13 protein-coding genes are annotated in these 24313 nt (G+C 65.5%); 3 read left to right on the top strand and 10 right to left on the bottom strand.

The genetic code is table 11. The annotated features are described in order from the left end of the window. Positions 1–140 precede the first annotated feature (140 nt). Entirely contained in the window at positions 141–788 is a 648-nt protein-coding gene (locus H7A19_00160; GenBank protein ID MCP5473241.1) for a site-2 protease family protein, read from the bottom strand. Between the two features lie 74 nt (positions 789–862). After that, complete coding sequence (locus tag H7A19_00155; GenBank protein MCP5473240.1) at positions 863–1168, bottom strand: YciI family protein; 306 nt, start codon at positions 1166–1168, stop codon at positions 863–865. A 169-nt stretch (positions 1169–1337) separates the two neighbouring features. Between H7A19_00155 and H7A19_00150 the strand changes: the two genes are divergently transcribed. After that, positions 1338–3449: a diguanylate cyclase gene (locus H7A19_00150; GenBank protein MCP5473239.1), complete on the top strand. Its 2112-nt coding sequence runs from the start codon at positions 1338–1340 to the stop codon at positions 3447–3449. Between the two features lie 425 nt (positions 3450–3874). Here the strand turns inward: H7A19_00150 and H7A19_00145 are convergent, their stop codons facing one another. From H7A19_00145 to H7A19_00120, 6 genes are all read right to left on the bottom strand, one after another. Beyond that, positions 3875–4867: a zinc-dependent alcohol dehydrogenase family protein gene (locus H7A19_00145; protein MCP5473238.1), complete on the bottom strand. Its 993-nt coding sequence runs from the start codon at positions 4865–4867 to the stop codon at positions 3875–3877. Positions 4868–5039: 172 nt separating this feature from the next. Beyond that, positions 5040–8999 carry a response regulator gene (locus tag H7A19_00140; GenBank protein MCP5473237.1) on the bottom strand — a complete coding sequence of 1320 codons (3960 nt, stop codon included), beginning with the start codon at positions 8997–8999 and terminating at the stop codon, positions 5040–5042. Between the two features lie 56 nt (positions 9000–9055). Continuing rightward, a complete protein-coding gene (locus H7A19_00135; GenBank protein ID MCP5473236.1) occupies positions 9056–9472 on the bottom strand; it encodes a hypothetical protein in 417 nt (138 codons plus the stop codon). Next, positions 9469–13245: a CSLREA domain-containing protein gene (locus H7A19_00130; protein MCP5473235.1), complete on the bottom strand. Its 3777-nt coding sequence runs from the start codon at positions 13243–13245 to the stop codon at positions 9469–9471. Before H7A19_00130 ends, H7A19_00135 begins: the two co-directional genes overlap by 4 nt. 248 nt (positions 13246–13493) lie before the next feature. After that, positions 13494–13874, bottom strand: a complete 381-nt coding sequence (locus tag H7A19_00125; protein MCP5473234.1) for a VOC family protein — start codon at positions 13872–13874, stop codon at positions 13494–13496. A gap of 527 nt (positions 13875–14401) precedes the next feature. Further along, positions 14402–15871, bottom strand: a complete 1470-nt coding sequence (locus tag H7A19_00120; protein ID MCP5473233.1) for an amidohydrolase family protein — start codon at positions 15869–15871, stop codon at positions 14402–14404. Positions 15872–16003: 132 nt separating this feature from the next. Between H7A19_00120 and H7A19_00115 the strand changes: the two genes are divergently transcribed. Further along, positions 16004–19315 (top strand): hypothetical protein, encoded by a 3312-nt coding sequence (locus tag H7A19_00115; GenBank protein ID MCP5473232.1) that lies wholly within the window; start codon positions 16004–16006, stop codon positions 19313–19315. A gap of 150 nt (positions 19316–19465) precedes the next feature. Then, entirely contained in the window at positions 19466–21754 is a 2289-nt protein-coding gene (locus H7A19_00110) for a S8 family serine peptidase (protein MCP5473231.1), read from the top strand. Between the two features lie 157 nt (positions 21755–21911). Here H7A19_00110 and H7A19_00105 read toward each other — a convergent pair whose 3' ends face one another. Beyond that, the gene (locus tag H7A19_00105; protein ID MCP5473230.1) at positions 21912–23069 is read right to left on the bottom strand and encodes a serine protease; all 1158 of its coding nucleotides are present in this window, start codon (positions 23067–23069) and stop codon (positions 21912–21914) included. Then, positions 23059–24249, bottom strand: a complete 1191-nt coding sequence (locus H7A19_00100) for a hypothetical protein (GenBank protein MCP5473229.1) — start codon at positions 24247–24249, stop codon at positions 23059–23061. The genes H7A19_00105 and H7A19_00100 overlap by 11 nt, the downstream gene beginning before the upstream one ends. Positions 24250–24313: the final 64 nt, after the last annotated feature.

The following is a 24313-nucleotide window of genomic DNA, read 5'->3' as shown; positions in this document are numbered from 1 at the left end:
ACGGGGCACGGGCCAGCCTCGCCGCCTGGTCTGGCCTGATGTCGAGTCTCTACTTTTGCCCGTCACACCTCGCGGTAGGCCGGTCGATGGCGGCGGATCCCCGTGCCCCGTGCCACGTGCCCCGCTTCACCCTGGCCCCCTCAATCCCAGAAGCGGAACTCGGCATAACCCAGGCGCGCCAGACCCAGGGGCACGCCTACGGCGTCGACCAGCAGACCGACCAGACCCCAGAAGGCGCGGGCGAAGGGCGGCACCATGAACAACAGCAGGAACAGCACCAGCACGGCGTAGCCGGCGTAGCGATCGAACTGGGCGCGCAGATGCGCCGGCAGATAGGGCCAGATCGCCCCGTAGCCGTCGAAGCCGGGCAGGGGCAATAGATTCAGCACCACCGCGCTGGCCTGCAGCAGTGCCAGAAAGGCCAGCGCCGGTGCGTACTCGCTGGCCGCCACCGCGGGCAGGCCCAGCAGGCCGGCCAACAACACCAGCAAGAGCAGATTCATGGCCGGCCCGGCCAGAGACACCGCACTGTCCCAGTGCGCCGAGCGCAGCAGGCTGCGGTTGATGTAGACCGCCGCGCCCGGCAAGCCGATACCACCCATGACGAGAAACACCACCGGCAGCAGCAGCGAGTTCATCGGGTCCAGGTACTTGCTCGGGTTGAGCGTCAGATAGCCCTTGTCCTTGACCGTGGTGTCGCCACCCTGATAAGCCACGGCCGCATGTGCAAACTCATGCAGGCAGACCGAGAAGATCCAGAGGAACAGCACCAGAACGAAAGTCGACATCCGTGGATCCAAGGGTCAAAGGGAGATGCTCACACAAGGGCGGCGTGAAAGGATGCCGGAGCGGCCATTCGGGTCTAGCCCTGGGGACGAACCGGATGGCTGGCCTGATCGCCGACCACCGTATTCCACAGCCGCACGCTCCAACTCAGCACCAGACCGTTGGTCACATAGGGATCAGCTCGGGCAAAGCGCTCGGCGGCTGCCGGCGTATCGCCCTGAAACAGCAGGATGGCCTGATCGGCCGGATCACCGAGGGCGCCGCCGAGAATCAAGCCCTGACTCTCCTGGGCCGCCCAGGCCAGTTGCAGATGGGCGCTGCGAAACTCTGCGCGACGGGACAGGTAGTCAGGGGACAGCTGGTAGATCAGGAGGTAATGCATGGCGGTAGGGGCCGGCGATGGGTGAGCCAAGCTAGCAGGCTGTCGCAGCAGAAGGAAACCGGCACGCAATGCGACTGCAGCCATTTGTGCGGGCAAATGCTGATCTGCCCATGCGTAGGTTAGAATTCGCGCCGCTGGTCACGGGGGCCGGTTCAACCGGAGGGTACCTATGCTGGGAAGCGCCCAGTATCCGACCGCGCCGACAGGGTTGTTGCGCGCGGTCATGCTATGCCTGCTTTTCGCCGGCTTGCAGCTTTCGGTCTACGCACAGGCCGATGACGACGATTTGCCCCGGCACCCGCTCGAAATCCAGGCCCTGACCGAGCCCGATCAGGTGCTGGAGGCCTTGCCGGCAGAGCTCGAGCGCGCCCGGGAAGCACGCGACCCGCGCCTGCAGGCGCTGCTGGAACTGGCCCGTGCCAATGCCTGCCGCGTGGTGGCCGACTGGACCTGTCAGCGCGACGCCGGAGCGGCCGCCGCATTGGCTGCCCGTATGGCCGACGACCCGATTCTGGAAGTTCGCGGCCTGATCGCGCAAAGCCGCGGCAGCTTTGCTCGCCAGGATTACACCCGCGGCGAGCATCTGCTCGGCGACGCACAGCTCTTGCTGGAAAAGCACCCATCACCGGCCCTGGCGGCGGATGTCTACCTGGGCTATTCCTCGCTGAGTTTCATGCTGGGAAAGCATGAATCTGCCGCCCGCTACGCGAATCTGGGGCTGGAACAGCTGGGCCCGAATCAAGCCCTGGCCATGCGCGCGCGTCTGCTGCGCAATCGCGCCCGCGCCGAAACGCAGCTCAAACAGCTCGAGGCCGCCCGCGCCACGCTGCGTGAGGCGCTGGCCGCGGCCGATGCCGTCCATGATCCCAAGCTGTCCGCCGAATTGGCACTGGAATCGGCCCGCGTGGCCCGTCAGGACGGAGATATCGCCACCCAGATCGAGGGTGGCCAGCGGGTGCTGGACTTGGGGGCACAACTGGCCAATACCCAACTCGACGGCCTGGGTCACGAGGTGCTCGGACTCGCCGCCATGGATGCGGGGGACCGCGCAACGGCGGAGCGCGAGCTGCGCACGGCCTTCGAATCCTTTCATCAACTCGGGCTGGCCCGCGACGAGCTGCGCCTGTCGCGACAATTGATGGAGCTGATGGTCGATCACAACGCCGATTCGACCACCTGGAACACACTTGTCGACCGCTTTCTGGATCTGGACCGTGAGGTCAGCCAGAGTGACCGGGCCAAGGCCGCCGATGACTACGAGGCGCGCCTGACCTACGCCACCCAGGAACTGGAGGTCATGCGCCTGGCCAGCGAAGCAGAACTGGCCAAGGAGCGCGAACAGGCGCTGGCCGAGTCCAATCGACTGACCCGCTGGCTGATGTTCGCGACTCTGGGCATCGTCTTGATCCTGTCCTTCTTCTTCATCCTGCAGCGGCGATTGAATCGACGCCTGGAAGCGGCGCTGACGGCACGCCGCGAGAGCGAGTCCAAGGCCACCGATCTGCTGCGGCTGAGCAAGGGCATGGTGTTCCTGCATGATCTGAGCGGCGAACTGGTCATGGTCAATCTGGCCACCGCCGAAGCCCTTGGCACCTTGCCGGAGCAACTGGTAGGACGAGCGCTCGGCGATTTCCTCACGGATGAATCACGCCGGAATTTCGAGGACTATCTGCGCCGGCTGGCCATGCAACACCAGGACGAAGGCACCATGCAGGTGCGACGCATGGACGCCACCGAGCGCCTGTGGCAATACAGCACGCGGGTCTCCGAGACCCGCGGCTACGCCATCGGCAGCGCCGTCGACATCACCGAACAGCAACGCGAGGCAGAAGCGCTGCGCGAGGAAAATCTGCGCGATGCCCTGACACAGGCCTACAACCGGCGCTACTTCCCCGAATTCGAGCGGAGAATGGGCGAGCGTCCGTGGGGCGTCATCAATGTCGATCTGGATCATTTCAAGCAGATCAATGACAGCCGTGGACACGAGGCCGGCGACCAGGTACTGATCGCCATGACGCGCTACCTGCAGTCGCACATTCGCGAAGACGATGCCGTGGTCCGCAGCGGTGGCGACGAGTTCGTGCTGCTGTTGGCAGATGCCAGCCAGACCCATCTGCAGGCGCTGATCGCGCGCTTGCGTGGCGACATGGACGCCGCACCCTGCCGCTATTCCCTGGGCCAGGCCCTGCGCGAGCGCGGCGAGAGTCTGGGCGACACCCTGGCCCGCGCCGACGCCGAAATGTACCGCCTGCGGCGAAGCGCGCGGGAGGGACGCGGTTGAGCGGCAGTTATAGTGGGCCATGCCTTGAGCCTGAACCCGAACATCAGGGCACAGCGCAGACCTGAAGAAAGCTTGAGCGTCGGCTACGCCGACTTCCGCCGATCAGGTCCAATCGACATCCTGGAATACGCCGCCATTGCGGGGGATCGTGCGACTGCGAACCGGCTGGCGGCCGAGACTGATGCACGGCCCACCGGTCCACTGGCCACTGGTACTGCTGGTGAAGACCTGTCTCTGCCTCTGCGGCGCTCAATCAGCTGCGCAGCGATGCCGAACTGCAACTCGGGCGGCGCGGGCGTCTGTCGCAGCTCAAGGTATCGGTTTCAGCCATCGGTCGCCTGGTCGAGCGCGCGCGTCAGGTGCAGGCCTTGCTGCAGTGACTTCCTGGCCTGGATAGCGCGAGGACGTCGGCGCGCACCGGGTCTTCAGCCATTCGGCACCACCACGATCTTGCCATCGCGTTCACCGCCAGCCGCGGCGGCGACAGCCTTGTCGATCTCGGTCAGCGCATAGGTGGCCTGCACCTTGGCCTTCAGCTTGCCGGTGGCAATCAGGGCGCCGATTTCTGCGAAGACAGCCTTGCGCGCCGCCGGATCAGTGCGCTTGAACCACTGCGAGAGCCAGAAGCCGCGCAGCGTGATGTCGCGGAACACGAAATAGCGCGGCGAGATCATGCAGCGCTCGCCGCTCATGGCACCGTAGTTCACCAGCGTGCCGCCTTCACTCAGGCAACGGGCAAGATTCTCGGTAGACACGCCGCCCACGCAATCGATACCCAGCCGCACCGGGGCGTCGCCGGTGATGGCTCTGACCCGTTTGGGCAGGTCTTCGCCGTCGACCAGCACATGCTCGGCACCAAGTTCGCGCACGCCCTCAACGGCCGATTCGCGCCGTACCACGTTCAAGGTATTGATCCCGCGCAGTCTGGCGATCTGCACCAGATAGCCGCCCACGGCCGAATTGGCAGCATTCTGGATTACCCAGTCACCCGGCTGGAGGTCGACGAAATCGCGCAGCATCAGAAGCGCGGTGGGCGGGTTGACCGTCAACATCGACAACTGCACCGGATCGACGCCGGACGGCAGCGGCACCAGCGATTTGGCTGGCAATTGCAGCAGCGTCGACCAGCTGCCACAGCCGACCGGCAGCAAGACCACCGTTCCGACCGGGAGCGAATCCACATCATCGGATACCGCCACGACACGACCCACACCTTCATTGCCGCCAATGGCCGGCAGCGGCGGCAGAATGCCGTATTCGCCGGTGATGGTCAGTACATCGCTGGGGTTGATCGGCGCGGCGAGCACTTCGACGCGAGCCTCGCCAGCCCCCAGCTCAGGCAGTTCAAACTCAACCGGAGCGATCAGCTGGTGCGGATTGGGGCCACGCTGGGTGTACTGGGCTCGGATGGTCTTCATCTTGGCGCTCCTGGCAAGTAGGTGCCAAGACTACCGCGTTGACCTCGGCCGCACCCGGCTGCGGCCCACCTGAGGAGACATGATGAGCGGATCCAGACCGAGTGGGATTCCCGTTCTTGCGCGCCAGACGACGCCGATCCCATGCATGAAACGACACGATGAGGGACTCGGATCAGGAGGCTTCCCGCCTTTGCACCTTGCTCGGCGGGTATCCATGGCGATTGCGGAAAGCCCGGGTGAAACTCGAAAGGCTGTCAAAACCGCTGGCATACGCCACTTCGGACACGTTCCCGGCCGCCGCTTCGAGCAGGCGATGGGCATGGGAGAGACGCAGCTCACGCAGGTAATCGGACGGGCTCATGCCAAGCAGTTCCTTGCAGCGACGGAACAGATGCGTACGGTCGGTGTGCATGGCCGAGGCCAGCTCTTCCACGCCAAACTCGGCGTTGTGCAGGCTGGCCTCGATGTGAGCATCGAGTCGCTGGCGCCAGCGTGAGTCCGGAGTCTCGATCACTTCCGCCGGCAACACCGGCGCGGCGGCCGCCAGCCGGTGCTGGAGCCTGCGGGCATGACTGACGATGGCTTCGCAGCGGGCCATCAGCTCGCTGGAGTCGAAGGGCTTGGCCAGGTAGTCGTTGGCCCCCGCGCGCAATCCGGCGACCGCATGCTCGCTGCCGGCCTTGGCGGTCAACAGCAGCAGGCCGATCGCTGCGGTGTCCTCGTGGGCGCGCACCCGTCGGGTCAGTTCCACGCCATCGCAGCCCGGCATCATCACATCGCTGACGATCAGGTCAGGCAGCGCATCACACACCAGTTTCCACGCGGTCTCGCCATCGCTGGCTTCGAGTACCTCGAAGCGTGATTCCAGCAAGCCACGCACGCGGGCGCGGAGATCGTCGTGGTCATCGATCACCAGCACCCGCTCGCGCCCGCGCTCCGCGGGTGCGACAGCGGGCACGGACCCGGGCACGCTGACGGCCTCGGTAGGTTCCACCGCGGCCGGCTGGTCCGCGATCGTTGCGGGAATGCGCAAGCTGAAGACGCTGCCGACTCCGAGTGCGCTGCTGACGCTGATGTCACCACCGTGCGCCAATGCAATTTCCCTGGCCAACGACAAGCCGATGCCGTGGCCGGTGGCGTGATCGCCCTCAGCGGTCTGGAAAAAGCGATCGAAGACGTGCGCCAGGGCATGCTCGGGAATGCCGCGTCCATGGTCACCTACGCTGATGATCCAATCCTTGGCGTCGTGCGCCAGGGACAGCTCGACCAGCCCACCCCGGGGCGAGTACTTCGCCGCATTGCTGAGCAGGTTGAGCACGCAGCGCTCGATCTGAACCGGATCGACCCGGGCCGCCGGTGCGACAGGTGGAAGATCGGTCTTCAACTCCTGGCCGTAGCGAGCCAGCAGCGGCGCGGCTTCGGCAGCAACTCGCTGCAACAAGGACGCCAGATCATGCCGGCCCATCCGAAGAGGCATCTGCCCCTGCTCCAGGCGATTTACATCCAGCAGTTCGACGATCAGATCGAGAACGCGCCGGGCATTGCGCTGCGCGAGTTGCAGATGGGTGCGCACGCCGTCGGCCAGCCGTCCGCGCGTGCCCTGGAGCAAATCGTCCAACGGACCAAGCACCAGGGTCAGAGGCGTCCGGAACTCATGGCCCACATTGGTGAAGAAGCGGGTTTTCATGCGATCGACTTCCGCCAGCCTCTCTGCCTGGGCCGCAAGTCGCTGGTTGCTGATCGCCAGTTCAGCGGTTCGGGCCGCAACCGTGGTTTCCAGCTCGCGCTGCCGCGCCAGCATTTGCCGCTGCCTTCGTCGCGCGCCCAGGCGCATGGCGAGCACGAAACTGAGGATGGCGATCGTGATGTACAGCAGATTCGCGAGGGGCGTGCGAAACCAGGGCGGTGTCATGTGCAGCGGCACGGCGGCCATGCGCAACTCACGCTGCAGCGCATCCCGCGCCTCGACCTCGAACGCAAACTCGCCGTCCGGCAGGTTGGTGTAGATGCGGGTCTGCTGTCCTGATGCGGTCCAGTCGCTCCAGTCCTCGAAGCCTCTCAAGCGCGAACGATACTGGCTGGCGCCGCCGCGGCGCAGGAAAGGCAGTGTGTACTCCACCCGCAGATCCCGCACGGCCGGCGCGAGCCGGGTGAGCCCGGCCAAGGGCAATGCGACCCGGGCGCGGGTGTCAAAGACCGCACTGAGGATCGGTGCGGGGGGCGGCGGCGTGGGTCGGTGCGCCCTGAGGTCGAAACGCAACAAACCATTGGCCCGGATGGCCCAGACCACATCGCCCTCGCGCTGGAAACCAAAGATGGTCGGAAACGGATCGACGGCGTGCATGAGATCGCGATCGATGCGCCAGCCGCTGCCGGTCCGCCAGAACACATCATTCAGGATGGCGCCGCCACGCACCCAGAGATGTCCCTCCTGATCCTCGTAGGCGCTGTAGAGCCGGTCCTGCTGCAACTCAGGCGGTAACCCGGCCGGGACCACGAAACGATCACTGGCCTCATCGTACACACGGAGTCCTTCCAGCGTGGTGAACCACGGGCGTCGGGGCCCGGCATAGATGCGCACAGTACCGGCTGGAAGGCCCTGCTGTGCGCCGTATTTCACAGGGTGCCGAGGATCGTCCAATGTCACCCGGAGCACCCCATCCACCCGATCGGCCACCCAGAGCGTGTCTGCGTCCTGTTCGGCGATGCGTGCCACCGGAATGCCAAGGCTGCCGATCTCGCGGATCCCGATAGTGCCGTCCCGCTGGTAGTCGATCTGCAGCAGCCCCTGCGCATAGCCGGCATAGGCGCGTCCGGGGACGAATCGCGAGGGCTCCAGGACCGAAACCTGGTTCCACGGGCCGTCCAGAGTGTCAACCCGCCAATCGCCGGCGGCCGGACGTACGGCACGCAAGCCGCCATGGATCACCAGCAGTGCGTCATCCGTCAGCGCCGCCACCCCGAATAGTCCCACCAGGCCCGGCACCGGCGTGTGGTAGCTGGCGCCGTTCCCAGCAACATCCAGGCGGAACAGGCCACTGCGCGAGGCCACCCAGAGCGCGCCGCGCCAACGGGCAATCTGCACCGCGCTGGGCAGGCCGTGACGCTCGTCATGCACGCTGACAGCACCATCGATGCCCAGGCGGACAATGCTGCGCTCCTGCGCCAGCCACAGATCGCCGTTGCGATCCTGATGCATGCCTGCCGTGCGCCGCTGCGCCGGGACGCCGGCGCCGGCATCGAGGTGATCTACCAGCGCTCCGCCGGCATCGAGTACATGCAGGCCATCGAGCACACCGGCGACCAGATGGCGTCCATCCTTGAGCGAGTGGATCACGAAGAAGGGGCGGGTGCCGCCCTGCCGGGCCAGCGTCTGCAGCGCGTTGGAATAGAGAAGCAGCTGGCCGCTTTGGTAGCGCAGCACCTGGCCGTTGTTGTTCAGCAGCAGCGTACCGCTGCCCCCGGTGGTGACCGATGAGATACCCACGCCGTCGAGCACTTCGCTGCCGCTGACCGGCTCGGCCTGAAAGTCGCCGTTCAGCCGCACCAGCCGAGTCGGAGTCCCCAGCACCGCCAGCAGATCGCCGTCGGCGAGGAAGGCCTTCACCAGTTGCGACATCGGCGCGCAGCGTGCGGGAATTGCCGCTTCGAGGGGCAGGAACGCAATGCGCGTGGCGGCCGCGTAGACGACTCCGCCGCGCCGCTCATCGACAACCACGGCCGTGGTCTCGGCGGCGACATCCGAACACCCCGGCGGGAGCCGCTGCATTTCGCTGTGCCACGTCAAGCTGCCGCTGGCGTCGTCCTGCCACCAGCCGATATCGCCGTTGAAGCTCGTGTGGATCCGGCCCTGGGAGTCGATGGCCAAATGTTCCATGCCACCTTTGGCGTCGGGGTGCAGGTACAGCTGCCAGCGCGAGCCGTCGTAGCGGAACAGGCCGCGCATGTTGGCGACCAGCAGCCGGCCATCGGCCTGCTCGGCCACATCGGTGCTCATCGAGGCACCTTCCATGGCTTGCACATCGAAGATCTCGGACGGCAGGGCGCCGCGCTCGCTTGCCCCCAGATGGCCTGCAAACAGCAGACCCAAGCCGATTCGCCCCACCCGATGCATGTCGACTCCCAGCGCCATCGCGGCCGATCTCGCGCCACCAAGCATCCCACTTCCGCCGTATTCCAGCATGCCAATCATCGTTGCTTGTCGATGAGACGCCGGTGCTGGGGCAAGCGGCGCAGGCATTCCTGCAACTGCTGCCGCAGCTGCGTAGCGGTTGTCGGCATGCCGGTCCGCCACAAGCCCGGCGCAAGCTCCCTCAAGGCACGGGTGCCATCGATTTCAGCCAGCCAGAGCGTGGGTATGGGCGTGAGGCCTGGCTCGCGATCGACGACACACAGCTCGGCGACCGCAAGCCGGTCCGGCAGCCGGCGCAGGATCCGCACCTGTGGCCAGCAGCGGGCCAGCTCAGGCAACAAGTAGCAGGCCAATTCCTCGTTCACGTCAAACAACACGCGCGGCGGCAAGTGCAGTAACGCCGCTACCTTGCCGTGAGCCATCGCAGAGGGCACGGCAAGGCTGCCACCGGGATCATTGTCGTCCCGGTTCATTCGAAGCCGTCGGCATGCAGGTTGTCGGGACGCGGCGCGGCCAGGCAATTCGAGAACTCGCTGGTCGATCCGCCCGGCGAAGTGACGGTGGCCGTGATGAAGCCGGCTTGCGGCACGCCTTCGAGCGATACGCTGAACGCCTCCGAGCTGCTGCTGATGGGCTGGAGCACGGATCCGAGGTAAACCTCGCCCTCACGACCGACACTGGCGGCATCGTTGCAGCTGCTGCTCTGGTAGAAAGCCAGTCGGTAGTTGACCGGCGCGCTGATTCCGCTGGGCACATCGACCATGCCGGCCAGCTGGATCGTATCCGGTGCAGTCACGCTGCCCGATTGCAGCACCGGCGTGTTCTGGCCTTCGTTGGCGCCCTCATCGAGATCGTCCGGATCGTTGGGGGTAATGCCGTCCGGGCTGGCGCCGTCAGCCAGATCGATGGCGGTGGCGCCGCTGTGTTGGCTGAAGCGATTGCCGTAGAGCTGGTTGAAGTCAGCCCCTGGTCCGGAGACGAAGACGGCGACCGTCGATCCAAAGAAGGCATTGCCGAGCAGTCCGTCCCCGCCCACCGTGACCTGACTGGCGTTGACGATGTCGATGTCACGGGCGTTGGGGTGGCTGAGTCCATCGCCATCGCGGCCAAACAGGTTGTTCTGCACCACGCTGCCGTTGGACGAGCTACCTTCGATGCGGACAGCGGTGCCGGTGCTGCGAGCAAAAAGGTTGCGATCAGCCAGCGCCGGGCCGCCCGCCGTCAGCGTGCTGCCACTGGCGAGGATGGCGTTGGCCACCGCCGAGGAACTGCCGTCTGCACGAATGCCAAACTGGCAACCGCGAACGCGCAGGCTGCCGACCAGCGCACAATTGCCGGCCTCGTTGGTCTGGGTGGCGATCATCGGTCCAGTCCCGGTCACGAAAGCCATTCCACTGAGATCGACCAGCTCGGTCGTGCAGATCCGCAGTCCGTTGCTCAGGCCGACCGGCCGAAGTTCGATTCGCAGTACGGCGTCGAAGCCCTCGCTGGAAGCGTTCGGGAGCGAACCGGCCTGGGTGTAGCCCTCGATACTGAGTCCGCCGGTGATGCTGGGCAGCAAGGCCACCGGCTGGATGACCTGAGTTGCTGCGCCGCCCGGAATCTGGAAGCGGATGCGATCCGGTCCGGGCTGGGAATTGGCCAGCAACAGGGCTTCGCGCAAGGTGCAGAGGTTGGCATCGCCGACCACGTCGCAGCCGCCATCCACGGTCAACGAATCGACAGCCGTGTCCACGGCGATACCCGGCAGCGGATCGGTGGCCTGCAGGCAAGCCGAGAACTCGCTGGTGCCCTCGCTGGTGGTGGCCGTTGCCGTGATGAACGGCGAGGCCACGAGATCGGCGTCGGTTTCGATGATCAGATCGAAATTTTCGGTGGTGCCGGCGCGACCGAGCACCTGCTCGCCCTCACCGTTGCCGCTGGGATGGCATGTTGCACTGGCATACAGCGTCACCGTCAATTCGCCAGCCGTGGGTGATCCCGGCAGATCAACCTGTCCGATCACGCGCAGCCCGGACACGTTGCGCTCGGCCAGCGACAACACGGGGAAGTTGATGCGTCCGTTCGGGCCGCCATCGGGGTCACCCGGGTCGTTGGGCGTCACGCCATCCTCTCCCAGATCAATTGCGAGCTGTCCGTGCGCCCGGAAACGGTTTTCGGCGAAGCCCATGGCCCGCGCGGTGTCGACAACGACAATGCCGCGATTGTTGAAGGCGAACTGATTGGGGGCATCTGCGGAACCGATCAGCACATTCGCGCTGTCGCCGCTCAGACGGATGGCGGTCGCTATCCCGAAGTTCTGCTGGCCGGTCCTGTCGGTACCGAAGAGATTGCCCTCCACGGTTCTGACCGACTGGATGGACAAGGCTGGAATGGCGTCGATTCCGATGCTGCCTCCGGCAAAGACATTGCGCTCCGCCGGATCGGTGCCGCCGATTTTCAGATTCGCGCCGCCGGCACCGTCAAACTTGATGCTGCGCACATTGGCCGCCAATGTGAGGCCGTCTGCACGCAGGCCGAAAAAGTTTCCGCTGATGGTTCCACCCGAGGTCAGCGGGCACGCCGGGCGATGCATGGAAATGGCCTCTTCGAAACCGGTCAGCGACAAACCGCGGATCACCGGGCTCGGAATGCAGATCTCCAGGCCAATTGGCGAAGCAAGACTGCCGGCGAGACGAATGCGCACGACGGCGTTGCTGGCCGAAGGATCGGTGTTGGGCACCGCCCCGGGCTGTGAGTAGCCATCGATCAGATAATTCTGGGCGATCACCGGCAACGGCGATGCCGGTGTGATCGTGATTTCGCTGGTTCCGGTCAGGGGTGGAATGGCGAACTCGATGGCCTGCTGTCCCGCACCCACGAAGCTGTTGGCGACGTTCATGGCCTCGCGCAGCGAGCAGTGAACGGCGTTGCAAGTGCCATCGTCCACGTCGTCGGCCGAGTTCACCAGCAGGGGCGGTGGATCGAGCGCCAAACACTGCGAGAACTCGCTGGTCCCGACGGCATTGGCCGAACGCACGGTCAGCGTGATGACTGTCTGCGGCGGCAAGGGGTCATTGGTGGTGATAGCGCCGCTGAAAGTCTGTGTGATTTCCCGCAAGCCGCGGGTCATGGAGCCGAGATAGCGTTCACCCTCGCCATTGCCACTGGGATCGCAGGTCGTCGAAGCGAAAGCCTCAATGATGTAGTCGATCGGGTTGGTGTGGCCAACATCCAGGGTTCCGGCCACATTGAGCACGCCGGGCCCGCGCCCGGCGCTCGTGATGACCGGGAAGTTCTGCAGCTGGTTGGGACCGTTGTCGATGTCGTTGGGATCGTTGGGCGTGACGCCGAGCGCACCGAGATCGATGCCGAGGCCATCGTTGTCGTAGATCCGGTTCTGGCTGATGTTGTTGTTGACCCCGCCGAGCAGGTGGATGCCGGTGCCATTGAAGCGAATCAGGTTTTGCTGGATGAAGGCGTTGTTATAGCTGTCGGTGATGCGGATGCCGGTAGCGTTGCCGAAATCCTGCGAACCGCTGCGATCGGTGCCGATCAGGTTGTTCTGGATCGAGACATTGCTGGAATTGCTTCCGCGCAGCTCGATCCCGGACAGTCCATTGGCCGCCAGCAGATTGCGGTCGGCCAGTGCCGCTCCGCCGATCGTGGCTGCCGAGTTGCTCACCCGGATACCCGAGCCGGTGTTGCCTGCCGCACTGCTGCCGCCGCCGTTCGTCCCCAGAAAATTTCCCTGGATCAGCACATTGCTGACGCCGGCCGTACAAGGCGAGTCGCCCACGATCACGCCATGCTGGATAAATCGGGTCACGGCGACGCCGCGGACATTGCTGCCGCTGGCGCAAACTGCCAGGCCATGAGTGGCGGTGGTGGACGACGCTGCACCGTCAATGCGAATGCGCAAGGTCGCGTTCGTTGCCAACTCGCTGTCGTTGACCCGGGTACCCGCCTGGGAGTAGCCGTTGATCGTCAGCGGCTGGGTGATCGGCGGCAGATTGCTCAATGGCTGGATCAGGATGTCGCCGCGCGGTGGAATAGTGAAGATGTCAAAGTTGATGGTATCGGCGGCCGCGGTGGCATTTGCAGCCGTGATCGCCTGACGCAGCGTGCACACGGCCGCACAGCTGGAGCCCGCCGTGTCGGCGCTGCTGGTCACGACGAAGGTGGCAGCCGGGACGGCTGGCGCAGCCAGAATCATGGGGACGACGAGGATCAGGAACTGAAGGAACTGCGTGAGAGCCTTGGGCATGGCGGCGAACCCGTGTGTGCGGTGCGCCCACTGTGCAGCGCTGTCGCGCCGCGCGTTTGCCGCGACGTTGCGGGCCCTTGACCTGGGGTTGCGGCCGGTCAGCCAAGCTCGGCCCGACAGAGTGCACTTGCGGCTTCACCGCCATTCCTGGTGGCCAGTCTCCGCCTGCTGCTGAAGGAGGATTTCGGCGCAACCCCTTTGCACATGGCCAGCGATGATGCCGGCAGGCCGCGTTCGCCCTGCTCTCCTCAGGGCTCACCCCAGACATTCACGCCCGGCAACTGCGCCAGATCGGCGCGGGCCTCGACCACGCAGAATCTCTGCCCGCTGGGGGCCTGCATCACCCACCAGCGACGACCACGGTGCACGCGCCTGGCTCCCAGCCTTTCCAGGCGCAAGACCTCGGCTTCGATGTCGTCGGCCTCGATGTCCAGATGCACCCGGCTTTCGTGCTCGACCTGCTGCACTTCCACACTGAGATCGCGCGCGCTGGCATCGAGTACCTGATAACTGGGGCCATCTTCACCGAGCACACGCATGCCAAGCGCGCTGCTCCAGAACTGAGTGGCTGCCAGCAGATCGTCGGTTCGGCAATCGATGATGAATCCACAAAGGCGGCTGCGATGCATGGGGGGGTCTCGCGCGGTTGCTGGTTGCTGGTTGCTGGTTGCTGGTTGCTGGTTGCTGGTTGTTGGTTGCTGGTTGCTGGTTGCTGGTTGCTGGTTGCTGGTTGCTGGTTGCTGGTTGCTGGCAAGAGCATACGGACCCAGCGGCACTGTGGGAGCGGCTTCAGCCGCGATCGGCGGCTCTCGGCCAGCCGCGGCACTGATCGCGGGCAGAGCCCGGTCCCACAGTTCAGGCGTCCAGACAAGTCTGGACCCACAAGAGCGGGCGTCATCGCGAGCCACCTGTATCGGCCCGACACTGCGCACGGGCCATGAACCTCCCGGCGTCATTGCGAGCGTAGCGAAGCAATCCAGGGGCGTGCGACGCCACCCTGGATTGCTTCGTCGCTGCGCTCCTCGCAACTCAATGTCACGTAGTCCGCTGACGCGGACAACATGACCTACGACGGCGGGTTCATGGCCCGTGGGCAGTTTCAGGCCGAAACAGGTGACTCGCAATGACGCCGAATGGCCTTTCGCCTTGAACCCCCTTACAGCACCCCGGAGGCCGCCCGCAGGCGCAGGAACTCGCGGCGGGTTTTCGGCCCGTAGCTGAGAAAGCTCGGGTCGGGTGCGTTGCGATCTTCTTCGCGCTGGCGGCTGATGCGATCGCTGGCCAGCAGCGGTCTGAGCACCGCACTGTCGACCTGGTAGACCTTGAGGGCGTTCAGGCCAAAGATCTTCGCGCGAATCTGCGGCGTGATCTCGGGGTAGCCGTAGCGTTCGCGGAACTCGGGCGAGATCTGGAAGGCGCGCATGGCCTGGATCTGGTCCTGCGGGCTGCCGTACCAGATCGAATCGGTGCCCCAGAGGATGTTGTCCGGCCCCAGGTGCACCAGCAACTTGCCCAGGGTGTGCGCGGCGGCGTCCGGATCACGCATCAGAAAGCGCCAGGTGGACCCGAGTTCGGCGTAGACATTGCTGCCATGGCCCAGGCCAGCCTTGCGCACCGAAGTGATCAACTGGTCGACACCATCCATGCGCTTGGGATCGTAGGGCCCTTCGCCGGCGGCGGTGACGAAGCCAGAGTGATAGATCAGGAAGTTCATGTCCGGGCACTGTTTGGCCACGCGCCCGACATCCACACAGGTGCTGTGCGGGTAGGACTGCGGCCCAAAGGGCAGGCCCTTGTGGATGGCGATGTTGTTGACCTCCAGTGCCCGCGCCTTCTCGATCATCGCCAGTCCGACTTCGTCATCGAGGAAATAGCCCTTTCCGTCCGGCCCCCATTGGGTGTAGGTCTTGAAGGCTGCAATCGGGTGCTTCGCGGCAAGCGCTTCCATGGCCACGAGATCGCCGTCCTGATTGGGATTGACCCGGCCATGCAGGAACAATCGATGGGTCCCCTCCATGCGTTCGACGATGGCGGCCGTCGCCGCAGCTTCCTCGATGGTCAGCGGCTCGTCGGCGCGGGTTGACGGCACAAAACTCAGCACCATCAGATCGGTATCCGAATCGATGAAGACATCGCGGATGAAGGGATCCGGGCCCAGACATTGCAAATGATCCAGGTTGCCGGGCAGCGCCGCAGCAGCGCAGCCCTCGGTATCGGCAAAACTGATCGGTTTCACCCCCGGCTTCACCCGGCGCGTCCAGGCCCCGGTGGGATTGACGAAGTGTCCCTGTACATCAAAGATGAATTCCTTGCCCGCCAGGACGCTGGCGGCGGCGTCCTCCTCCAGCGCAGCCTCTCTGGGCAGGGCGTAGAAACCGCCGGTACGTCCGGCCTGGGCATAGCTGCGGTTCATCGCCAGCAGGGTGCTCGCGGCGCCGGCCAGCGACACCAGAAAGCTGCGGCGGTCCTGCCCCAGCCGACGCGCGTGTTCGCTCGCCTGCGAGAGCGCCTGTCGCCTGGCTTCCAGATGCACAGGCTCAAGCGGGATGGGCTCGAACTCGCCGTTGCTGGTGCTGTCGAGCTTGATCGGCAAGCGGATGCCGTCGGGGTCGTGACGATGACGCATGGCTGGATCGGCCCTGGTTGCGGGGATGGCATACAGTAGCGCGCAACGCGCGCTCTTGCCCGAGATCGCGACAGAAGGGAAATCCGGCTATTTCCGCACGCCCTGGCGGTTTCTGCGGGCTAAGATAGACCCATGCACAGTCTGCTGCGGATGCTTGCGCTGCTGGTGTCGCTGCTCACGCCGGCGGCCGCTTCGATGTTGAGCCTGGGCGACGCCTATTTCGAAACCATCGGCGATGCCGACAGCATTCCGGACAACAACGTCACCGCCCTGGTGCAGGATCGGCGTGGTTTCATCTGGATCGGCACGCCCAACGGCCTGATCCGCTTCGACGGCTACCGCTTTGTCCGCTACGCCCGCGACCCGGACAATCCCGAGTCCATCGGAGGCGTGTTCATCCGGGCGCTGCTGGTGGCCTCGGACGGCAGCCTCTGGGTGGGCACCGACGCCGACGGCGTATCGGTCATGGATCCCGCCAGCGGCCGATTCCGGCGATATCGCCATGATCCTGCAGACAGCGGCAGCCTGGCCCACGATCAGGTGCGGGCACTGGCCGAGGATCGACACGGCCAGATCTGGCTGGGCACTCGCGCCGGACTGGAACGCTTCGATCCGGCCCGGGGCGTGTTCGAGCATCACACCCGGGTGCACGGACCGGGTTCCACGGCCAATGACGACCGCATCTTCGCCTTGCTGGTGGACCGGGCCGGCGATCTCTGGATCGGCAGCTGGAACGGGCTCTCGGTGCGCCGCGAGACCTCCGGTGCCTATGTGCGGGTCGGGGCCGACGGCGGACCGGGCAGCGCCCTTGCCGGGCAGTTGATCATGAGTCTGTATCAGCTGCGCGATGGTCGCATCGGGGTCGGCACCGCCCAGGTCGGCAGTCATCTGATCGAACCCGATACGCTGGCAAGTACGGCCATACCGCCAGGGCTGACGCACACACCCAGCAGCAACGACTCGCTGGCCCTGGCCATGATTCAACCGCGCGACGATGAGCTCTGGCTGGGTTCCTTCGGCGGCATCACCGTGGTCGACACCGGCAGCGGCCGGATCCTTCGCCAGATACGCCCCGATCCGTCCATCGGCTCCAGTCTGGCCCATGCCCAGATCCGCTGTTTCCTGGCCGATCAGGCCGGCCAGATCTGGGTGGGTGGATACAGCGGCGGTCTGCAACGACACGACCCGCACAACGACGCGATTCGCATCCTCCATCACAGCCCGGTGCAGCCGGGTTCACTGTCCAGTCCCAGCATCAGCAGCGTGCTGGAGCTGGCCAATGGCGAGATCTGGCTGGGCACGCGCGAGAATGGCATCGACGTGCTCGATCCCGCGCGCGGCATCGTCGCTGGCTATCGCCCCAATCCGGACGATCCGCAGGCGCTGGGCAACGGCATGGTCATCAGTCTGGCACAGACGACTGACGGCGCCATCTACGCCGGCACGCTGGCCGGGCTCTACCGTCACGACCCACAAACTCGCCAATTCACCGCCATCGGCCGCCCGGAAGGATTGAGCGGGACCACGGTACGGGTGCTGATTCCGGAACCCGGCGGCGATCTGTGGGTGGGCAGCAACACCGGACTGGCGCGCTGGCAGTCGCAAGCCCGGCGAGCCGTGGACATTCCCACCGCCGAAGGCCACAACCTGGCCGCGGATGTGAATGCGCTGCAGCTGGAGCCTTCGGGACGCCTGTGGGTGGGCAGCGCCGGCGGTCTGTTTGTGCTTGAAGCGGGCAGCAGCACCTTGCTCGCGGTACACACGAACGACCCTGCCGAAGATCCGACCGCCGACAGCATCGTCGGTCTGCTGCTCGACCGGCAGGGCCAGCTGTGGGTGGATACCTCGGAAGGCCTGTTGCGCCTGCGGAGCTGGGACGGACGGCGCGCCAGCTTCGATGCCGTCAGCACCCGCCTGGGCTTCGGCGGCCGACCCTTCGGTGCCAATCTGCTCGAAGATCGGCGCGGCCGGATCTGGACCCAACGCCATGTGCTCGATCCGGCTAGGGATTCGATCTACGAGCTCAGCCGCGCCGATGGCATGGACATCGGCACCGCATGGTTTAGATCCTATGCCCAGACCCGTGCCGGATTGTTGCTCTTCGGTGGCAGCCAGGGGCTGGCGCTGGTCGATCCCGAACGCTTCGAGGCCTGGGGCTATGAGCCGCCCGTGGTCGCCACCGAAGTCCGGGTGGATGGGCGGCCGCGGGCATCGGCCGACTGGGCCGATGGGCTGTCGATCCCGGCTGCGGCGCGCACCTTCAGCGTCGAGTTTGCAGCGCTCGACTACTCGGCACCACAGCGCATCCACTACGCCTATCAGCTGCGCGGCTTCGATGCCGACTGGATCGAGACCGATGCCGATCGGCGGATCGCCAGTTACAGCAATCTGTGGCCCGGAGACTATGAGTTGCTGATCCGTGGCAGCAATCGCAGCGGCGCCTGGACCGACCAGAAGCTGCGCATCCCCGTCACGGTGCTTCCCGAGTACTGGCAAACGCCCTGGTTCGCCGTGCTCGCCGCACTCGCCCTGGGTGGCATCGGCTATGCCGGCTATAAGCGCCATCTGGCCGGGATTCGTCGGCACGAGCGGGCGCTGGCACACATGGTGACCGAGCGCACGGCCGAACTGAGCGTGGCCAAGGAAAGAGCCGAGCAGACTCTGGAGCAGCTGCGCGGCACCCAGAAACAGCTGGTGGTCGCCGAAAAAATGGCCTCGCTGGGTCAGCTGGTGGCCGGCGTGGCCCACGAGATCAATACGCCGCTGGGTATCGCGCTGACGGCTGCATCGGTGCAGAGCGAGCAACTGGGCTTGCTCAAGCGTCAACTCGCTGCACGCGAGCTCAGGGCCTCCGATCTCGATCAGTATGTTGCCACCGCCAGTCACGCCGCCCATCTGGTCGACGATCATCTGGCGCGCGCCGCGCATCTGGTACGCAGTTTCCGTCAGGTCTCGGTGGACCGCAGCCTGGACGAGCGCCGCCGCTTCGTTCTGCTGGACTATCTGCGTGATCTGGTCGAGAGCCTGGAGGTGGTCTGGAAACGCCGGCCGATCCAGATGACGCTGGACTGCGACGGCGCCCTGGTGTTGGACAGCTACCCTGGCACGCTGGGCCAGATCATCACCACGCTGGCGCAGAACGCGGTACTGCATGCCTATGACCCCGACGTACCCGGCATCCTGCGGCTGCAGGCGCGGGCGCTGGACGCCGAGTCCATCGAGTTGAGCTTTGCCGATGATGGCAAGGGCATTGCATCGGAGGATCTGCCGCGGGTGTTCGAACCCTTCTTCACGACCCGCCGATCCGAGGGCTGTGTGGGGCTCGGCCTGCATGTGGCCTTCAATCAGGTCCATGCGCGACTGGGCGGGCACATCGAGGTCCACAGCAGCCCGGGACTTGGCACCCGATTCCTGATGCGCCTGCCGATCTCGGCGCCGGCCTGAACGCTTGCGGTGGCGGGCGATGCGGCCACAGGCAAGACTTGTTTACGTTGCGGCATACCGTCCATCACCTGGCACCGGCTTGTGCTGGTGTACCCTGCGAAGCCTTCGCTTGCGAGCCCCAGCCAGCCCTGGAGCGCCACCGGTAACCCGATGCGTAGTCTGCTCACGATTGCCCTGTTCTGCCTGTGCTCTCCATCCCACGCCGAAACCTGGCTGCGGGTGGAGCAGCCGACGGCGGCGCTGCGTGCTGATCTGCCCGCAGGCGCCATCGACTACGGCGGCTTCATCTGGATGCCGGTGGTAGAGCGGCCAGACGGCGAACTCGGCGCCCGTGTCAGCCGCGCGACAAGCCCCTTCGATCTGATCATTGATGGCGTGGCGATCGACCCGCGGGACCTGCCGACAGCGTCTGCCGATCCCTGGTGGCAGCACAGCCCCTCGGCGGCGGCGGACTTCCAGCTGCTGCAACTCCATGGCCCACCGCGTAGCGAAGATCTGGAGGCCCTGCGCGCAGCCCAGATCCGGCCAGTTCGCTATCTGGCCCCGTTCAGCTACATCGTCTGGGCCGATCCGGGGCAGCTGAGCGCGCTGGCTGCGCGCAGCACGCTGGCACGCTGGAGCGGTCCGCTGCTGCCGGCACAACGGGTGCCGCCGCAGAGTCGTGATCTGGGATCCGATCCGCTGCCAACGATGGCGCTGATCGATGCCGCCAGCGCCGATGGCGTGCTCGCGGCACTGTCCGATCTGGGCGCCAATCTGGTCCAACGCTCGCCGCTGACGCCGGATCTGACGCTGGTGCAGCTGACATTGAAGGGCGAGCAGTATCTGGCGGCGGCGCAGACGCCTGGCGTCTACACCCTGCAGCACATTGCCGGCGGCGCCGGGCCACGCGGCGAGGTCAGCAATCAATCGATTGTGGGCGGTTACGACGGCAATCCCGGCATCTATCCTGGCTATCTGGATTGGCTGTCACAGAGCGGTGTCACCGGCCTTGGCGTCAAGGTCAGCGTCGTCGACGGAGGATTTCGCAGCTCGCATGGGGATCTGCTGGGCAATGTCGCTCCCTGTCAGGGCACGGCCGGCAGCTGCACCAGCCTCAACGACAACCACGGCACCCATGTCGCCGGTGCCATCGCCGGTACCGGCTTTTCCGGCGTGCTTGATGGCAGCGGCTTCCTGCGCGGCCTGGGCGTAGCCCCGGGCGCGAAGGTAATTCAGCACCGCTACGCCGCGTTTCTGGGGGCCGGACCCGGCGGCATGGCGGCGAACGGCATGATCAACCTGTATCGCGACGTGGCCACCAGTGGCGCGCAGCTGGCGAATAATTCCTGGGGGCTCACAATTACACCGCAGGGCTATGACATCCCGACCATGCAGGTAGACATGATCGCCCGCGATGGCAATGCATCGATGTCGGGCAACCAGCAGATCCTGCCGGTGTGGTCGATCATGAACGGCTTTGGTGAGCGCGGCACCGGCATCTGCGCGCCGAGTTCGCTGGGCTCGCCCGATGAGGCCAAGAACCTGCTGTCGGTGGGCTCCACGCAGCTGCTGTCGGCGAGCGCCGGGCAGATCGACGCGCTCTTCGACCTCTCGATCAACAGCGGCCACGGACCGGCCTGCGATGGCCGCCGCGTGCCGAATCTGGTGGCGCCGGGTTGCTACACCGACAGCACCAACGGCACCGGCAACAGCGACTACACCCTGATGTGCGGCACCAGCATGGCCTCGGCGATGGTGTCGGGTGCCGCGGCGCTGTACTTCGAGCAATATCGCCAGCACCACGGGCAGTATCCGAGCCCGGCGCTGGTCAAGGCTGCATTCACCGCGGCGGCCACCAATCTGGTCGGTCGCCTCGATGCCGATGCCCGGCCCATGCCGCAGCGCCCCAACCGCTTTGCCGGTTGGGGCCGACTGGATCTGGATGCCGTGATCAATCCGGGAGTGTCTGTCTGGCAGCTCGACCAGACCGAAGTGCTGGATCACAGCGGCGCGCGCTGGGATGCCTATCTGCGCCCGGCCGATCCCGACCAGCCGGTGCGCATGATGCTGGCCTGGACCGACGCCGCCGGCCCCGGCCTTGGCGGCACCACGCCGTCCTGGACCAATGATCTGGACCTGCAGGTGCGGCTGGGCGAGGACACCTATCTCGGAAATGTGTTTGACGCGGGCGATGGTTATTCGGTGGTCGGTGGTGTGGCCGACGACAAGAACAATCTGGAGGGCGTGTTCCTGGCCCCGGCCGAGCACGCCGGCGGCGAATTCCGCGTGCGCGTGCTGGCCGCGGTGATTGCCGCCGACGCCCTGAACCCGTGGGAACCGGCCATCCCGCGGCAGGACTTTGCCCTGATCTGCTACAACTGCGAGCCCGGAACACCGCCGCCGGAGATCTTTGCCGACGGCTTTGAGGAAGAGCTGCCACCAGCGCTCGGGCATTGATGCCCTCGCATGTGCGCGACATCCGCCGCGCCCACGAGCACTGACCCTGCCGGGGAGCCGCGGCGCGGCACCCTCGTATCGCTGACGCAATCCAACCAGGCTCGACTCGCGCTCTTGATCCCGCGTGCCCTCTCGCCCTCTCGCCCTCCTGCCCTCGTCATCCGCCGCGGTGCTCGCCGCCCTTGAGGGTGTCGAGCTGGGTTTCCGGGGCCGGCTGGCAGCCATATTCCTTGATCAGCACATTGTCGGTGGCGTCGGCCTTGGCAATGAACTGGCGCACGCGTTCGGCCAGGTGCTCGTGCTCTTCGGGCAGGAAGACGTCGGAGATGTGCACCACCAGATTCAGGCGGATGGTGCTGCCGACCAGATCGAAGGCATAGGGCTGGTGTTCGGCGGAGAGCAGGTACTGGAACAGCTCGTTGAGCCCACGCGCACCAGTCTGGGCCATCGGCGAGGAGAAATTCAGATGCTCGGAGCAGCAGCACCAGATCTTGATCGGGGCGCTGCCGATATGGAACGACCAGTTGTGGCTGCCATGCCGCGCCAGCACCGGGTTGATCTGCGCCTTGCGCAGTGACATCTCGACGAATTCCGCCAGCGGATGCGCTTCGGGGGCCTCGAAGTACTCGCCGAAGTCATGGTGCGTTTCCAGATCGGAGCCGCAGCTGGGGCAATAACGCACGGCCTGATCGATCAGCTCTTCGCAGGTCGGGCAATTGACCCCGAAATCCACGGTCTGGGCCCGGAACTCGTCGATGAATCGACGCACATCGGCAATCGGGATGCCGAAACCGACCGAGTCGGCGGCGTTCAACTTGCAGGTGGTGACGGCGATGATGCGGCGATGATCGTCCAGCATCGGCCCACCGGAGTTGCCCGGATTGATCGCCGCATCGGTCTGCAGGAAATACTGCTCGTCGAGCAGCTGCCGCGCGTGCGAGATCACGCCTTCGGTCAGCGACAAGGGCAGGCCCACCGGAAACCCGAGGATGTGCACGGCCTGCTTGGGTCGCAACTGCTCGCCGTCGCTGAGTTCCAGCACCTCGCCGCTGACCGGGCGCGAGAGCTCGACGATGGCCAGATCCCGATGCGGATGAACCCGGCGCACGCGGCCGATGATGCGGCTGCGATCGCGCATCTCGATGGCCACCTCGCGGTAGGGCTGAACCACATGGCAATTGGTCACCAGATGGGTGGCATCGATCAGAAAACCTGATCCGGTGCCGGTGCCGGTGTAGACCTGATAGACACCGAGGCTGTCGATGTCATCCAGTGTGTTCAGGCCGGGCGCGGCTGCGTTGACTTCAGGATTCATATGCAGCACTCCCCGGGCCGTAGCCTGGCTCTTCGTCTTCACGATCATGTTCGCCGTGGCTGCCGAAGATGCGGGCGGTCTGGTTGGCGTGGTTCCAGAGCACGTCGGCGGCTTCGCGCCAGGGCTTGCCCGACACCAGATCCAGACCCGTGCGCAAGGCGGTTTCCACTTCCGCCGGCCAGGAATGTTCGGCCAGCAGATAAAGGTAGTCGGCGATCAGTTCCAGCGCCGCTTCCAGCGAACGCCCGGTGGCGCGCAGTTCGCCGGTGGTCTGCATGCGCTGTCCGGCGCCGAGCATGGAGGTCAGCAGTGAAGGTGTGCCCTCGTAGAGCGGATTCATCGCGAACTCGGCATGGCCCAGGCATTGCCGCAGCTCGGCTTCGCCGACCTGGCGCATTTCCTTGATGGCCTTGGCCAGGGCGCTGTCGCGCTTGTTCGGATTCTCGTCCTTGTCGGTGAAATCATCGGCACTCTCGTTCAGGCGAGCGCGCACACTGCCGAACAAGGGCAGGGTGTAGCGCACCTGATTGGCCGCATAGGAACCCAGGGCATCGAGAAAACGCACCGAGCGCCGCCGCCGCGATTCCACCATCAGCTCGTCCACCGCCGCCCAGTGCGAATTCCAGATCTCCAGCGCCCGGGCCATCTCGTCGGCACCCAGTTCTGCAACCGGCTCGCGGTCGAGCGGATCCAGACCGAAGCGCTCCTGCAGCCAGCCATCATTGCTGTCCGATTCCATCGGCAGGCGTTGCAGCACTTCGGCCAGCTTGGCCGGATGCAGCAGCGACAGACGATCGCTGAATTCCAGGGTCAATTCGGCGCCCCGCAGTCGCGGTTGAAACAATTGTCCGGTGGCGCTCAATCGGGTGAGCACGTAGCGCAGCGCCGCGGTCGACTGCGAATCCTCACGCAAGGCCGCCAGCGCCGTGCTCAGGCGCAATATCCCGTGGTCGATCGTCAGACGCACCCGCGCCGAGCCCTGGACGAAACACAAGGGCTGCAACGACAAATCTGGCAGTTCCACCCTGGGCAGCAGATAGCGCAGGGTTTCGCTGACCGATTCCAGGTACTGACCAGCCTCGAAGGCCTCGATGGCGCGATCCCGGCGCGCGTAGTCGCGCGGCGCGATCGCCAGCCGGCGACGGATCGGTTCGGGGCAAAGCAATGAAACGATGGGCATGACCACACTCACAACGGTGAGCGCGGAGTCTTGCAGCGCGCCCCCGCAGGCGCAAGCGTCACCG

The organism is Rhodanobacteraceae bacterium (assembly GCA_024234055.1).
Classification (GTDB): Bacteria; Pseudomonadota; Gammaproteobacteria; order Xanthomonadales; family SZUA-5; genus JADKFD01.
Note: the sequence above shows the minus strand (reverse complement) of the source record. Positions and strands in the feature narration are given on the sequence as shown.